16 protein-coding genes and 1 pseudogene are annotated in these 13,994 nt (G+C 69.7%); 15 read left to right on the top strand and 2 right to left on the bottom strand.

Annotated elements, in window-relative coordinates; all coding sequences use genetic code 11:
• The 10 genes and pseudogenes from F6X51_RS26950 to F6X51_RS26905 all read left to right on the top strand — a co-directional run.
• Positions 1-198, top strand: a pseudogene (locus F6X51_RS26950) (peptide ABC transporter ATP-binding protein); the annotation flags it as partial.
• Between the two features lie 135 nt (positions 199-333).
• Positions 334-2,607 carry an ATP-binding protein gene (locus F6X51_RS26945; RefSeq protein ID WP_150967055.1) on the top strand — a complete coding sequence of 758 codons (2,274 nt, stop codon included), beginning with the start codon at positions 334-336 and terminating at the stop codon, positions 2,605-2,607.
• Between the two features lies 1 nt (position 2,608).
• On the top strand, positions 2,609-3,070 hold the full coding sequence (locus tag F6X51_RS26940) for a response regulator (protein WP_150967053.1): 462 nt from the start codon (positions 2,609-2,611) through the stop codon (positions 3,068-3,070).
• A gap of 20 nt (positions 3,071-3,090) precedes the next feature.
• Positions 3,091-4,812 carry a response regulator gene (locus F6X51_RS26935; protein WP_246697023.1) on the top strand — a complete coding sequence of 574 codons (1,722 nt, stop codon included), beginning with the start codon at positions 3,091-3,093 and terminating at the stop codon, positions 4,810-4,812.
• Between the two features lie 471 nt (positions 4,813-5,283).
• Positions 5,284-5,472 carry a hypothetical protein gene (locus F6X51_RS26930; RefSeq protein ID WP_150967049.1) on the top strand — a complete coding sequence of 63 codons (189 nt, stop codon included), beginning with the start codon at positions 5,284-5,286 and terminating at the stop codon, positions 5,470-5,472.
• Positions 5,473-5,719: 247 nt separating this feature from the next.
• Entirely contained in the window at positions 5,720-5,992 is a 273-nt protein-coding gene (locus F6X51_RS26925; protein WP_150967047.1) for a hypothetical protein, read from the top strand.
• Between the two features lie 75 nt (positions 5,993-6,067).
• Positions 6,068-6,268, top strand: a complete 201-nt coding sequence (locus F6X51_RS26920; protein ID WP_150967045.1) for a hypothetical protein — start codon at positions 6,068-6,070, stop codon at positions 6,266-6,268.
• Positions 6,269-6,490: 222 nt separating this feature from the next.
• Positions 6,491-6,829: a hypothetical protein gene (locus tag F6X51_RS26915; protein WP_150967043.1), complete on the top strand. Its 339-nt coding sequence runs from the start codon at positions 6,491-6,493 to the stop codon at positions 6,827-6,829.
• A 343-nt stretch (positions 6,830-7,172) separates the two neighbouring features.
• Positions 7,173-7,604: a hypothetical protein gene (locus tag F6X51_RS26910; protein ID WP_150967041.1), complete on the top strand. Its 432-nt coding sequence runs from the start codon at positions 7,173-7,175 to the stop codon at positions 7,602-7,604.
• Between the two features lie 336 nt (positions 7,605-7,940).
• Positions 7,941-8,390 (top strand): hypothetical protein, encoded by a 450-nt coding sequence (locus F6X51_RS26905; protein ID WP_150967039.1) that lies wholly within the window; start codon positions 7,941-7,943, stop codon positions 8,388-8,390.
• Between the two features lie 215 nt (positions 8,391-8,605).
• Here the strand turns inward: F6X51_RS26905 and F6X51_RS26900 are convergent, their stop codons facing one another.
• The gene (locus F6X51_RS26900) at positions 8,606-8,806 is read right to left on the bottom strand and encodes a hypothetical protein (protein ID WP_150967037.1); all 201 of its coding nucleotides are present in this window, start codon (positions 8,804-8,806) and stop codon (positions 8,606-8,608) included.
• Between the two features lie 338 nt (positions 8,807-9,144).
• Here F6X51_RS26900 and F6X51_RS26895 point away from each other — a divergent pair, with 338 nt between their 5' ends.
• The 4 genes from F6X51_RS26895 to F6X51_RS26880 all read left to right on the top strand — a co-directional run bounded on the left by F6X51_RS26895 (position 9,145) and on the right by F6X51_RS26880 (position 11,211).
• Positions 9,145-9,399: a hypothetical protein gene (locus tag F6X51_RS26895; RefSeq protein WP_150967036.1), complete on the top strand. Its 255-nt coding sequence runs from the start codon at positions 9,145-9,147 to the stop codon at positions 9,397-9,399.
• 629 nt (positions 9,400-10,028) lie between these two features.
• Entirely contained in the window at positions 10,029-10,295 is a 267-nt protein-coding gene (locus F6X51_RS26890) for a hypothetical protein (protein ID WP_150967035.1), read from the top strand.
• 206 nt (positions 10,296-10,501) lie between these two features.
• Positions 10,502-10,708 carry a hypothetical protein gene (locus tag F6X51_RS26885; RefSeq protein WP_150967033.1) on the top strand — a complete coding sequence of 69 codons (207 nt, stop codon included), beginning with the start codon at positions 10,502-10,504 and terminating at the stop codon, positions 10,706-10,708.
• Positions 10,709-10,863: 155 nt separating this feature from the next.
• Entirely contained in the window at positions 10,864-11,211 is a 348-nt protein-coding gene (locus tag F6X51_RS26880; RefSeq protein ID WP_150967031.1) for a GYD domain-containing protein, read from the top strand.
• Positions 11,212-11,251: 40 nt separating this feature from the next.
• Here the strand turns inward: F6X51_RS26880 and F6X51_RS26875 are convergent, their stop codons facing one another.
• The gene (locus F6X51_RS26875) at positions 11,252-11,533 is read right to left on the bottom strand and encodes a hypothetical protein (protein WP_150967029.1); all 282 of its coding nucleotides are present in this window, start codon (positions 11,531-11,533) and stop codon (positions 11,252-11,254) included.
• Between the two features lie 808 nt (positions 11,534-12,341).
• On the opposite strand from F6X51_RS26875, the gene F6X51_RS26870 reads away from it, so the two are divergent.
• Positions 12,342-13,694: an IS701 family transposase gene (locus tag F6X51_RS26870; RefSeq protein WP_150967026.1), complete on the top strand. Its 1,353-nt coding sequence runs from the start codon at positions 12,342-12,344 to the stop codon at positions 13,692-13,694.
• The last annotated feature ends 300 nt before the right edge of the window (positions 13,695-13,994 follow it).

Below are 13,994 nucleotides of genomic sequence, written 5' to 3'. Positions count from 1 at the left end.
CTGGTGACCATCCGCGAACTGGCCGAGGAGGGCATGACCTGCCTCCTCGTCACCCACGAGATGAACTTCGCCCGCGACGTCGCTGATCACGTGTATTTTACCGACCGGGGCGTCATCGTCGAGCACGGGCGGCCGGCTACCTTCTTCAAGTCCGCGCAGGACGAGCGGACCCGCCGGTTCCTGTCCCAGGTGCTGTGAAGCGCCGAAGGCCCCGACCGGGATCGTGCTCGGCTGAGCGGCCGATCGTGCCGCGTTGCGCCTGGATTCGCGAGAGGGTACGCACGCCTACTGTCAGGGTCGGGAATCGCCGTGGACGAGGGAGCGCATGCCTTGATGCCGATCGCGCTGTCGCGGCAGGCGCCGGAACTGACCGCCTGCGACCGGGAGCCGATCCACATCCTCGGAAGCGTGCAGCCGCATGGCTTCCTCCTCGCCCTTGAGGGGGACGACCGCCGGATCGTTCACGCCAGCGCCAACGTGCCGGAGATGCCGGGCCAGCCGGCGGGCGGCGGCCTCGGTGAGGCCTTCGCGCGCCTGTTCCCAGACCTCGACGCGGAGGTCGGCCACCAGGCCGCGCACCCCGAGCGCGAGGGCGCCCAGTACCTGCGCACCGTCACCCTGGAGACCACGGACGGGCCCCGCGCCTACGATCTGGCGCTGCACAGATCCGGCGCGCTGACGATCCTCGAATTCGAGGAGGTTTCGAGCGAGGCCGCCTCCGGCCGCAGCCTCGACGCGCTCTATCCCCGCCTGAACGCCTTCGTGGCCGGTCTGCCGGAGGCCCGGACGGTGGGGGAACTCTGCGGCCTCCTCGCCGTCGACATCCGCCACATCACGGGCTTCGATCGGGCGCTCGTCTACCGCTTCGACCGGGACTGGCACGGCACGGTGCTGGCCGAGGACGGCACCGGCGTCCTGCCCTCATATCTCGACCTGCGCTTCCCCGTCTCCGACATCCCGGCCCAGGCGCGCGAGCTGTATCGCAGGAATCGCCTGCGCATCATCCCGGATGCGGGCTATGCGCCGGTGCCGATCGCGCCGGGGACGACGCCCTCCACCGGTGAACCCCTCGATCTGAGCCAGTCGATCCTGCGCAGCGTCTCGCCGGTTCATGTCGAGTACATGCGCAACATGGGTACGATGGCCTCGATGTCCGTCTCGATCCTCGTCGACGGCGCGCTCTGGGGCCTGATCTCCTGCCATAACCGGACGCCGCGCCGCGTCCCCCTCCAGGCCCGCAACGCCTGCGACTTCCTCACCCGCATCTTCGCCCTGCAGCTCGCCGCCAAGGAGCGCGGGGCCGAGGCGGAGCAGCGCTTGGCGCTCGGCGCGATCCAGGCGCGCCTCCTCGCCTCCATGGCGGAGGAGGAGAACTTCCTCGACGCCCTGCTGCGCCACCCCGCCGACGTCCTGGCGCTGGCCGACGCGGCCGGCGCGGCCGTCGTCACGCGGGACCAGTGCCGCCTCCTCGGCGCGACGCCGAGCGAGCCCGAGGTGCAGGCCCTCTACGCCTGGCTCGCGGCGCAGCACCCCGGCAGCGACGTCTACGTCACGGAGGCCCTCTCCGAGGAGTACCCGCCGGCCGCCGCCTTCACCGACACGGCGAGCGGCGTCCTGGCGATCTCGATCTCGCAGAAATACGCGAGCTACGTGCTGTGGTTCAGGCCGGAGGTCGTCCGGACCGTGAAGTGGGGCGGCGACCCGACCAAGACCGCCACGGTCGACCCGGGAAGCGGGCAGGACCGTCTCCATCCCCGGAAATCCTTCGAGATCTGGAAGGAGACCGTGAAGGCGCGCGCTCTGCCCTGGACGGTTCCGGTCGCGGACGCCGCCAAGGACCTGCGCGCCTCGGTCCTCGGGATCGTGCTCCGCCGGGCGGAGGAGCTCGCCGCCCTGAGCGAGGAGCTGCAGCGCTCGAACAAGGAGCTCGAGGCTTTCTCCTACTCGGTCAGCCACGACCTGCGGGCGCCGTTCCGGCACATCGTCGGGTATTCCGAGCTGCTGCGCTCCCGCGAGGGCGACCGCCTCTCGAACAAGGGGCGCCACTACGTCGACACCATCATCGAGGCGGCCTTCTCGGCCGGCACCCTGGTCGACAACCTGCTGGCCTTCTCCCAGATGGGCCGCAACGCGCTCAACCGGATCTCGGGCGACATGAATGCCCTCGTCGAGGAGGTCCGCCGGAAGGCGATGCGCGACGTCGCGCCGGACCGCACGATCCGCTGGACGATCGAACCCCTCGGCCGCGCCTACGGGGATCCGGTGATGCTGCGCCTCGTGCTCGAGAACCTGTTCTCGAACGCCATCAAGTACACCCGCGGCCGGACCGAAGCGTCGATCGCGGTCGGCCGCGCCGCGCCGCGCGACGGCCAGGCGGTGTTCTTCGTGCGCGACAACGGCGTCGGCTTCGACATGGCCTATGTCGGCAAGCTGTTCGGGGTGTTCCAGCGCCTCCACCGGGTCGAGGACTTCGAGGGCACCGGCATCGGGCTCGCCAACGTCCGGCGCATCGTCGAGCGCCACGGCGGCGAGGTCTGGGCCGAGGGCGCCCTCGACGCGGGCGCGACCTTCTACTTCACGCTGCCCCTGCGGGAGGAAGCACACTGACATGGCGAACCTGAAGCCCATCCTCCTCGTGGAGGACAACCCGAACGACATCGAGCTGACGCTCGCCGCCCTGGAGAAGAGCCAGCTCGCCAACGAGATCGTCATCTGCCGCGACGGCGCCGAGGCGCTGGAATACCTCTACCGGCGCGGCCCCTACGAGGCGCGCGAGCCCCTCGACCCGGCCGTGGTGCTGCTCGACCTGAAGCTGCCGAAGGTCGACGGGCTCGAGGTGCTCGCCAAGGTCAAGGGCGATGCCCAGACCCGCGCCATCCCGGTCGTCATGCTGACCTCGTCGCGGGAGGAGAGCGACCTCGTCCGATCGTACGATCTCGGCGTGAACGCCTTCGTGGTGAAGCCGGTCGGGTTCAAGGACTTCTTCGAGGCCATCCAGGATCTCGGCGTGTTCTGGGCCGTCCTCAACGAACCACCGCCGCACAAGGGAGGCTGGCCATCGAACGTCTGACGGACGACGCGGACCGGCAGGTGTTCGGCACCGCGCCGCTGCGCATCCTGCACCTCGAGGACAGCGACCTCGACGTGGAGCTCCTCGCGGCGGTGCTCGACGACATCGATCATCCCTATGTCATCGAGCGGGTGATGACCCGCGAGCGCTTCGCCGCGGCGGCGCAGAGCGGCTGCCACGACCTGATCCTGGCCGATTACGTGCTCCCGACCTTCGACGGCCTGAGCGCCCTCGCCATCGCCCGCGTGGCCTGCCCCGACGTCCCCTTCGTGTTCGTCTCCGGCACCCTCGGCGAGGACGTCGCCGTCGAGGCGCTGAAGGGGGGCGCGACGGATTACGTCACCAAGCAGCGGCTCGACCGCCTGCCGCGCACCATCGTGCGGGCCCTCGCCGAGGTGCGCGCCCGCCGGGAGCAGCGCGCCGCCGAGCAGGCGCTGCGCGAGCTGAACGAGACCCTCGAGACCCGGGTGGAGGAGCGGACGCGGGAACTCGCCGACGCCAATGCGGAGCTGCTCCGGCAGATCGCCGAGCGTGAGCGGGTCGAGGAGGCCCTGCGCTTGGCGCAGCGCCTCGAAGCGGTGGGGCAGCTGACGAGCGGCGTCGCGCACGACTTCAACAACCTGCTGACCGTGATCTCCGGCAACATCGCCTTCCTGGAGCGGGTCGCCACCGACGAGCGCTCCCGCCGCCGCCTCGACATGATGCGGGGGGCGGCCGACCGCGGCGCGCGCCTCACGGCCCAGCTCCTCGCCTTCTCGCGGCGGCAGCGCCTCGCGCCGACCCCGGTCGAGCTCAACCACACCGTCGCGTCGATGCGCGACCTCCTGCAGAGCTCGATCGGCGGCGCCGTGCGCATCGAGATGACGCTCCAGCCCGATCTCTGGCCGGCCCTCGTCGACCCGACCCAGATCGAGCTCGTCATCCTCAACCTCGCGATCAACGCCCGCGACGCCATGGCGGTCGGGGGCTGCCTGACGATCGAGACCGCCAATGTGCGCCTCGCCGAGCGGCCGACCCGGCCCGAGCATCCGGGCCCCGGCGAGTACGCGATGGTGATGGTCAGCGACACCGGCTCCGGCATTCCGGCTCAGGTGCTCGACCGGGTGTTCGAGCCGTTCTTCACCACGAAGGACGTCGGGAAGGGCTCCGGGCTCGGGTTGGCGCAGGTCTACGGCTTCGCCAAGCAATCGGGGGGCGGGATCCGCATCGACACGACGGTCGGGGAGGGGACCTCCGTTCGGGTCTACCTGCCGCGCGTGGAGCGGGGCGCGCAGGCGCTCCCGTCGAAAGCCGAGACCGTCGATTGCGCAGCCATCCGGGGTCCCGGCGCCAAGCCCGCCATCCTCGTCGTCGACGACGACAGCGCGGTCCGGGAGATCACCGTGACGATGCTCAGGGAGGCCGGCTACGCGATCCGCGAGGCGGGCTCCGGCCTCGCGGCGATCAAGGCCCTGGACGGCGATCCCTGCTTCGACCTCGTGGTCCTCGATTTCGCGATGCCGGGCATGAACGGTGCCGAGGCCGCCGACGAGATCCGGGAACGCTGGCCGGCCCTGCCGATCCTGTTCGTAACGGGCTATGCCGACACGACGGCCCTGGTGAAGGTCGGAGCGGTGGGTGAGGAGCGGATCGTCCAGAAGCCGTTTCGCGATGGCGAGCTGGAGCGCAAGGTCGCCGCCGCATTGCGGAATCGACCGGCCGGGCGCCTCAGGCTGGTCGCCGACAAGGCGGGCGGGACCTGAGGGCGGCCTCGCTCGACCGAGGCTGAGCGCGCGAGGCGGCGCATCCGGGGCGTCTCGGGTGGCGGCCCGCGCAGACGTTGGACGGCCGGCGTCCGGCGCAGCCCGGCCGGGCCGCCCGGGCCGCCCGGGCCGCCCGGGCCGCCCGGGCCGCGCCGGGGCCGAGGAGACGGAGGAGCCGGTTTCCCGGCAGGGGGACGCGGCTCCGGATGCCTCGGCGCCGGGTCCGGCCGGATCGCCTCGATCTGCGAGCGGATCCGCGCCACGTCGAGGCCGGCGATCCGGCGATCCTCCGGGGGCTCCGCCGGAAGCGGCGCCGTCGCGCCTCGGGTGGCGTCGATGCGGATCGAAGCTTTCCTCATCCCCCGGAATAGGAGACCCGCTACACCGTCCGGGCCCTCAAGGTTTGCTCGTCATGCGGATACGCTTCGGCACGCCCCTTCGAGAGCCCGGAGACGACGCGGGATGAGCCGAATGCCCCCTGGACGCGCGTTCAACGTTGCGGTGCGGGTCAAGACCAGTCCGCCGGCCGCCGCGGAATCTCCCGCGCCGGCAGAGCCGCGCCTGCCGAGGCTGCGCCCCTGCGAGATCGCCGCCGCCGCCGGTCTGGAGGCCGTGCGCCGCGCCCTCGACGATCTGCTGAGCGGGCATGCCCCGGCCTGATCGGGATTCGGCCGGATCGCGGCTGGCTGAACGAATCGGCGGAACGTGATACGGGCAGGGATCGCCCGCCGCCGCCTGTCGCCTGCCCGGTCGTTCGGCGCAGCCGCTCTGGGCTGGGACGCCGTGAGGTCTCCGCTCCGACGCGCCCCTTGCGGGCCGGGATTGCGTATCGGGGAATACGGTCAAGCTTTCGTCACGCTTGGGCCTCACAAGAGCGCTGCCACACAGACCGGACAGGAGCCTGCGCTTGCAGCCACACCGAGCCGATTTGCGCGCCAGCGCCCCCATCACCGCGAAAATCCTCCTCGGCAGCGAGATCATCGGCTGCCGGATGCGCGACGACGACAAGGCCAGCGCCTGCCTCGAACTGATGAGCGCGGTGGGCATCCCGGAGCATTTCGTGCTGTCCGTCGGCGCCGCCTGCGACGACCGGCTGGCGCGCGTCACCTGCCGGAAGCAGGGGCAGGACGGTGCGCGCCTCTGGGTGCAGTTCCTGGGACCGGCGCAGCTGCCGGGCTGACGGCACCGCCTCGCCCGGATCGGACCCGCCGGGCACCGCGCCTCGCGCCCCGCGTTGGCACGCGAGGAGAACAGCATGCCGATCGACAAGACCGACACGCAGGCGCAGCGGATGCCCGCGGGCAAGCCCGAGAGCAAGGGGCTGGCGAACAGCCCGCAGGACACCGCCACCGGAACGGTCCGTCCGCAGGACGGACCGATGGAGCGCGCGGGCACCGAAGCCGAGGCCGCAGCCCGGGGCGAGACCGGACCCTCCGACGGGGCGAAGCCCGAGTAGCGTCCCTGCGGCTGGGTGGCCGGCGGTATTGGCGCCCCTGTCAGGCTCGGACGCTCGCACCCCGCCTCCCGTGAGGGAGCGTCCGGGCGCCGCCGAACCCTTGTCCTGCACCGCAGCATCCACCGATTTGGTTCCGGCAATCCTGGCTTGCCTTTGGGGCACTAGCTCGATTGCCCGTCCTCGCGGCATAGCGCCTCGGAAATGAGCAGGCAAAGGATCAGGATGTTTCCGGTTTATCGCGTGGTGACGAGGAAGCGTGGCGTTGTCGGCAATCTCTGCAAATGGTCCTTCATCGCCCTGAATGGGCTGAACCTGTGGTGGCTCTGGGCCTATCTCGAAGCGGCCTTCACCAGCGCCGGGCGGGGCATGTCCGCCCTGGCCGGAACCGGCGTGTCGCTCGGATCCGGGTCCGGGGCGGTGGTCGCCGCCTTCTTTTGGCTGATCGGAGAGGCGGGGCTTGGCGTTCTCACCTTCCTCACGCGCAGCCGCATGGTCGTGCTCATCGACACGCGCCGCACCGGCCAACCCGTCGCCGCGCTCGACCAGGGCGGCGCGGCGTAGAACCGCACCGCGCGACGCGGGACCTCCGCGGCGCTGCCCCGGGGCGCGACAGGCTCGGTCCGGCCCCGGCGTTCGGTGCGCTCGGCACTTCACTTTTGAGAATGTCTGCCGATCCGCGGCACACAAGCTGGCCGTGTCGGATTGATCCCCGGCACGGTTCCGCTGGCTTCCTGGCTTCCCGCCCGCGTGGCCGGCGGGACCACCGCCCACGCCTTCCGCTGTCGAGCGCCGCCGAACCGGCTGGAGTCGGTTCCGTACCAAGCCTGGAGAACTGGCCGATCGCGTGAATGCGTGAACGTCGATTGAATTGCTAAGCTTCTGCCGGCCCGTCAGGGTACGGGCTATGATCAATGTTCGCCTCGCCATCGGCTGTGCTGCATTTATTCTTATGAGTGGATGCTCTGGTTTCTTCAAGCCATCCGGTCAATACGTGTCGCTGCCGCGAACGAAAGTTCCCGGAACTCTGCTTTCTCTGAAAACAACCCAGGATCATGTCCAGCGGCGCGTGACGGTTGCGTCGTTCCGCCAGGACGGGCCGACGATCGACCCGGTCGCGGTGCTCGGACGCTCCCGGACCGCCCGGCTCGGGTGGGAGGACCTGCGCCGCCCCGAGCCGGCGGATCCGGCGCGCAGGGGCGTCATGCGGTCCTTCGCGGATGAGCTGACGGATCCGAAGCGCCTGCTCCAGGATCCCGATTACAACCGCGAAGCCCGGATGCGGAGTCTCCTGGAGGACGGCTTTCGCGCCGCGCGGCCGATCTGCGTCGGCTGCTGACGAGACCCTGCGCGCTCGCCCGGGCTCGATCGGCAGCCCGGATCGCCCGGCGGGAGCACATGCCTGCGGTTGCAGAGCCCCAGGGTAACGATACGGCAAGGATCTCCGGGCCAGTGATGGGGCGTCGCGCCGTCGCCCTCCTCAGGCTGGCTCGACGGGCGGGCCGGGCGTCCTTGACCTGTCGCTCGGCCTGCCGCCGCCCATCGTGGGGCCGAGCCTGGGAGTGCCCCCGCGCCCGACCAGGTCCTCGTGGTCGACATCTGACGCTTGGCACCCGGACCGATGGTCCGCTCGGGGTGATTTTCAGAAGCCGCTGGCTCAGCCATCATCGGCAGCATGAAGGATTGGATCGAGCACTTCCGTGCGGCGGCTTGCGGCATGCCCGTCTCCCGCGTCTGGCGCGGGTATGGCTCGGCGCTGTTCATCGAGCTTGGGACGCTGACTCAAAGGACGCGCCGAGATGGTAGCTCTGGCAACCCCACGGGCGAGATCGGCCTGATGATCGAGTGGAGTTGGCGAATTGAGGACGCTCGCTCGATCGCATGCGGCAGTTGGACCGACGAGGGGCTGTGGCAGTCGAGCTTCGATCGTCTCGTCGGTGGTGAGGTCATCGACCTGACAACGTTCGGGCGCTTGCCCGAGGTCATGTTGCACCTCTCAGGTGATCTCCACGTCGCCTCATTCATGACGGCCGAGGGAGACGCTGAGTGGTCGCTGTTCGATCGGCGCGGCCCGATACTAATCACGGTAGGCTGTCGATCCGGAGCGATCACCGAGGAGGAGTGAAGGGCCGCTTAGGGTCGCGAACGGACGGGACCAAGCGTCAGATTGCGATCACGAGGTGGTCCGAAGGGCCTCCTCGAAGCGGATCGCCTGAAGAGAAGACTCCGTCGGCCGGGCGATATGCCGTCGGCCTGGCCTCGGCAAGGGCGCCGGTCCGGATCGCCGCGGTAGCGCTCGGCTGAATCCCGTGAGCAAGAGCGGCGAACCGACCGGGTCGGCTATGCGGTCTCGCGCCAGACCCCGTCCGGGTCCTGAACCATCTCGATCTCGCCGGGGGCGGCGGGGGGCAGGATCTCGGCGACCTGCGCGACGCTGAGCACGGCACCGTAGGCCTGCTGCTCGGCGAGTTCGGAGGCGAGCCAGGTCAGGCCGTCCGCGTCGGTCGCGTCGGCCGGCGGCAGCGCCCGCGGCTCGTCCATTCTCAGTTCTCCCGACCGTCGCAAGCGTCGCGCGTCGTGCGTCGTGCGTCGTGCGTCGTGCGTCCCGCAGGATCCTCTCATCACAGAGAGGTTGCCAAGCCCTGACCGACCCGATCGGTCAGATCGCCGCAAAGAGACCTCCCGACGCCCGATGTCCAGCGCGCCGTGCCGGGGCGAGCCGGCCGTCCGCGCGGGCCGTTCGCCGATCGGTTCCTCGCGCGATTGGAAAGATGCTTCCCGCTGGACGCGTCGCATTCGATCGATCCTGGAAAGGTTCTCCCAACGACGCACGGCTGACACATGCTGCATGAACCGAGCCGAGGGCGAAGACCATGCAAGTGGAAGACCTGCAGACCGAACCGAAGGGTTTCGTCGACGCGGAGATCACGTTGCAGAACTGGCCGACATCCTTTGGGTGCCGCGCCGCGCCGCTGAACGATCAGCGGGCACTGATCGCGACCAACCTCGCGCGGGACCTGCCCGATTGGTTCAGCGTGGCTCTCGCGCCGGATTTCACGCCGCGCGACTGCACCGTCACCTGGAGAGGACAGCGGCTGATCAAGGTCGCGCTGTTCGAGGAGGCGGCGCTCTGAGGTTGGCTCGCCCGTCGTTCAGGGTCGAATCCGCGGGTGAGGGATGCGTGGGAATCACGATGCAGGGCGGGCGCAATCTGCGCAATGGGCCCGAAACTGCCCGGAAATCGTGGCGCAACGTCCGGCTGGTCTGAGCGGCCTCGCCGTTTGCAGGGAGGTCCGTCGATGCAAAGCGAACTTGGCCGCCAGAACGACGAACTCTTCCGGAGCGTCGTGATGCGGATGTTCCGCGCCTGCGCGAACCGTGGCGACGCGCCTGCGTGCGCGTCGCTCGACGGGCTCGGGCCGCCCGCACGCGACGCTTCGAAAGGGGAAGCGGGACCCCGGGGCCGCCCAAGCCGAAGCGGCGCAGGGAAGCGCGACGGCGTAGGGAGCCGGGATGCATCCGGCCAGATCGCGCTCTGAAACGGGCAGGCCATCGCCTGCACGCTCGCCGATCGATCGGGCTCGGGGGCGCGGCTGACGGTCGAGAGCCCGGGCGAAACGATATCGGCATCGCGTTCCTGGACCCGGCACAGGCGTGACCTGGCGGCAGCCGAGGGCATTCGCGGACGGGATCGGCTGGCCAGCTCAGCCGCGGTGCACAATATATGCTGCAGATGCGAGAAGTCCGGCAGCGAGGTTCGCCCATGACACGTTCGAATCGGATGGACGCCGACCCCGAGAATCCGCGGGCCGGTGAGCTCTTCATCGCGGGGTCCCGGCCGGCCCTGAAGGTGCGGGTCCTGTCCTTCTCCGACGAGGGGCCGGAGATCGAGGTCGACTCGCCCCTGCTGCTCTCGCCGGGCGAGTTGCCCCGGCAATGCCATTTGCGGGCGCCCCTGATGAAGATCGACCGCCCCTGCCGGACCGTCTGGCGATGGGGACGGCGATTCGGCCTCTCCTTCGCGGCCTGAGGGCCGCCGCCGGGCCTAGCGGGCAGGGTCACGCCGCCCGCCCGGGTGTCGGAAGCGTCCACAGGTGTACTGGCGCCCGGCCATCCCGCGAGCGACGGCCCGGCGTGCCGCGACATTTCAGCAGGTCAGGGTCGGCGAATCCGCCCCTTCCGCCCAGCACGGCGCCGGCTACCATCACGGCGATAAGAAGAACGATGGAGTCTGGGATGGAAATGAAGCAGCAGGAGCTCGAGGCCCGCATCGTGGCCATCGAGCATACGCTCCAATTGATCGTGAATTGCCTCTCCGACCGGCAATCACTGGATCGGGCGAAGCTCGTTAGGCTGCTCGGGAGCGCGGCCGATGAGGCGAAGGGCCACGCATCGAACGCGAGCGTTCCGTCTGCGCTCCGAAAGCTTGCGGAACAGCTCTGAAGAGCGAGGCGCACCGCGCTGGCGCGACGGGGTCGGATACGCGTGGTCGCCCCGAGCGCCGCGATCGCACCGACCCGGAACGCGTGACCGAAAAGGATTAGGCTGGCGCCTTCGATCCGACGCCGCAGGAACGGCGATAGACTCGGGAGGATGCCATGCCGCTCTTCATCACGCAGGGACGCTTCACGACCGAGGCCGTGCGAGGAATGATGTCCAGCCCGGAGAACCGGGAACGGGCCGTGCAGGATCTCATCGCCCAGTCCGGCGGGACGCTCCTGAGCTATTACATGACCTTCGGAGAATACGACTTCCTCATCGTGTCGGAAGGGCCGATCGAAGGGATGGCGACGTCCGTCATCGTCGCCGCGGCGGGGGGCGCCGTGACGGATATGCGGACCTCGCTCGCTCTCACGGCGAGCGAGATGGAGGGATCGTTCGCCAGGGCCGGTGCGCTGGCGGCGAGCTACAAGCCGGCTGGCGCGCAGACCGGATCCGTCCTCTGACCCGACTGGGACGCATCGCTGCCTCCGGGCGAGGCGCCGGTCAGCCGCCCGACTGGAACATGGCCTGGAAAACGCCCTGGTCTCCGGCCACGAGCGTCGGCGCGCGCGGGACATCGCGTCTCAGGCAGGCCTCGAACCCCGAATAGCAGTCGAGCAGGTTCGGATCGGGAACGCCGACGAACACCCGCCGCCGTGCCGGTGCCTCATCGACCGCGAGAAGCATCATGTCGCGCGGCGATCCGAGCGCCGCTGACTGACCGGCGAACAATTCCTCGACGCCGATGCCCTCTCCGGCATCGAGCAGGCGTGTTGCCCAGAGCATCCTGCACCTCTCCCGCGCGGATCGGTGCGCGCGACGTCGCGCGCTCGGACCCGTCAGTGCCCCGCCGCACCGCTACGCTTCGGCAGGCCACGGCGCCGTGCCGTTCCGCACACCCGCCGATCCGCCGAGGTTCGCTCAGCCGGCGAACGACCCGAACCCATCCGCGCCGTCGGCGGCGGGCGCCGGAGGCTTGGGTCTGTCCGGCGCCGGAGCCTCGGACCGGTCCTCGGGCGCCCGGCTGGACCCGGCACGGGCGGGCTCGGACGGCGACTGGGGGAAACTCTGGTCCGGCACCGGCACGGAAGGCCAGATCGGGCGGTCCGGCTGAACGATCTTCGTCATGCGGCTTCCTCGTTCCGAGCGGCCGACAGGACGGCCAAGCTTGGAATACGAAATACCAGTGAGATTGCAACGGCTGCTGTCAGGTTGGGATCGGACGATCGGCTGTTCGTGTCACGGCGAGGGCTCGCTCCGGCCCGCCGGAGGCCGGGTCGGCTCATTCCGCAGGGCCTGCGTGAGGCGATGCCGCGCGATCCCTCGGATCAGCCGAGCGCGTCACCCGATCGCGGGCGTCAAGTTCTGCGGAGCGCCGGGTGCCGAGTGGAACGGATCGATGGCGTGCAGCCGGAAACCGGCTGTGCGGCGATGAAGGATCACCATCGCACAACGCAAGTCGCGTCCCGGTTCGCGTCCGATCTTCAGGATATTCGCTAAGCTCGACTTTGGCCAATCGGACGGGCGGTTGGGCGGCAGGTGACGAAGCAGGCATGACGGGTAGGCTCGGTGTGTCCCGACCAAGAGACACCCAATGCCTGATCTGCCCGCCCGCTTCGCCGGGCTCATCCTGGCGTTCGCGCCGCTGTTCGTCCACCGCTCGTGGCGACACGCGCAACTGCTGCCGATCGGTGCGATCCTGACCCCGGGGCGGCGCACGGTGGCGAGTGCCCTGCGCATCATGGGCCGCGCGCAGGATCGGCGGTTCGTGAACGTTCACCGCATCCTCAACCGCGCCGCGTGGAGCCCGCGTGCTGGCGGCCGTATCCTGCTCGGGCTGCTGATTGCCGCTTTCGCTCCGCGCGGTCCCGTCGTCATGGCTCTCGACGACACGATCGAGCGCCGCCGCGGCAAGCGGATCGCGGCCAAGGGCATCTACCGCGATCCGGTTCGCTCCTCCGACAGCCATGTCGTCAAGGCGAGCGGCCTGCGTTGGATAAGCCTGATGCTGCTGGCCCCAATCCCCTGGGCGGGGCGCATCTGGGCGCTGCCGTTCTTGACCGCGCTCGTGCCGTCCGAACGCGCCTGCCAGGAGCGGGGCCGCCGGCACAAGCCTCTGCTCGACGTCGGGCGTCAACTCGCCCTCCAGGCGCGGCGCTGGCTGCCGGGCCGCGATCTCGTGGTGGTCGGCGACGGCAGCTTCTCCGCCCTGCTGTTCCTCGACGCGATGCGCCGCGCCCGCATCACGGCGATCACCCGCCTACGGCTCGACGCGGCCCTCTACGAACCCGCTCCGCCCCGGCCGTCCGGCACAATCGGGCGCCCACGCACCAAAGGCGCACGCCTGCCGACCCTCGCCGCGACCCTCGTGGCCAAAGACACGCGCTGGCATGCGGTCGTGGTGTCGGGCTGGTACGGGTCAGCCCAGCGCGGCATCGAGGTCGCCTCCGGCACCGCGGTGTGGCGGCACGGCGGGATGCCGGTCGTGCCAATCCGCTGGGTGCTCGTGCGCGATCCCGCCCACCGCTTCGAGGCCCAAGCCCTGCTCTGCACCGACCTCGCCTGCGACCCAACCCAGATCGTGTCGTGGTTTGTCCGCCGCTGGAGCGTCGAGGTCACCTTCCAAGAGGTGCGCGCCCATCTCGGCGTCGAGACGCAGCGGCAATGGTCCGACACGGCGGTTGCCCGCACCACGCCCTCCCTGCTCGCCCTGTTCTCGATCGTCACGCTGCTGGCTGCGCGGCTCCTGGCCCGCCAACGGCAACGGATCGCAGCCGCCGCGTGGTACCCCAAACCGCGTCCGACCTTCGCCGATGCTCTGGCCGCCGTGCGCTGTGCGATCTGGCGCGAGCGGACTTTGGCAACATCACCGCGCCGACGCGCCCGAACAAAACCCTGCTTCCGTTTGCCCGCGCCCTGGGCCTATGCCCTCTTCCACGCCGCATGATTGGCCAAAGTCGAGCTTAGATCTCACAGTCCCTAGCGTAGATAGTGATTGGCGGGAGCTCGTCACCCAGCAGGATAATACATAAACGAACATGTAATCTTGGACAATCTTCGATGATCATGCGTACGGCGTTGCCCAGAATGCTATCCTTCGGTTTCCCCGCAGGATCGATATTTGAGCCCCCGATCGGGACCATCTCGCCCTAGTATGGCCGCCGCGATCGGTGAGCCGACCGCGGCGGCGATCTCAGCGGAACAGGATCAGGGCCTTCGAGAGCGTGATCCAGACGCCCCACAGGAT

The sequence above is a fragment of the Methylobacterium planeticum genome, assembly GCF_008806345.1.
GTDB lineage: Bacteria > Pseudomonadota > Alphaproteobacteria > Rhizobiales > Beijerinckiaceae > Methylobacterium > Methylobacterium planeticum.
The sequence above is the reverse complement of the archived record's forward strand: the minus strand, read 5'-3'. Positions and strand labels throughout refer to the sequence as shown.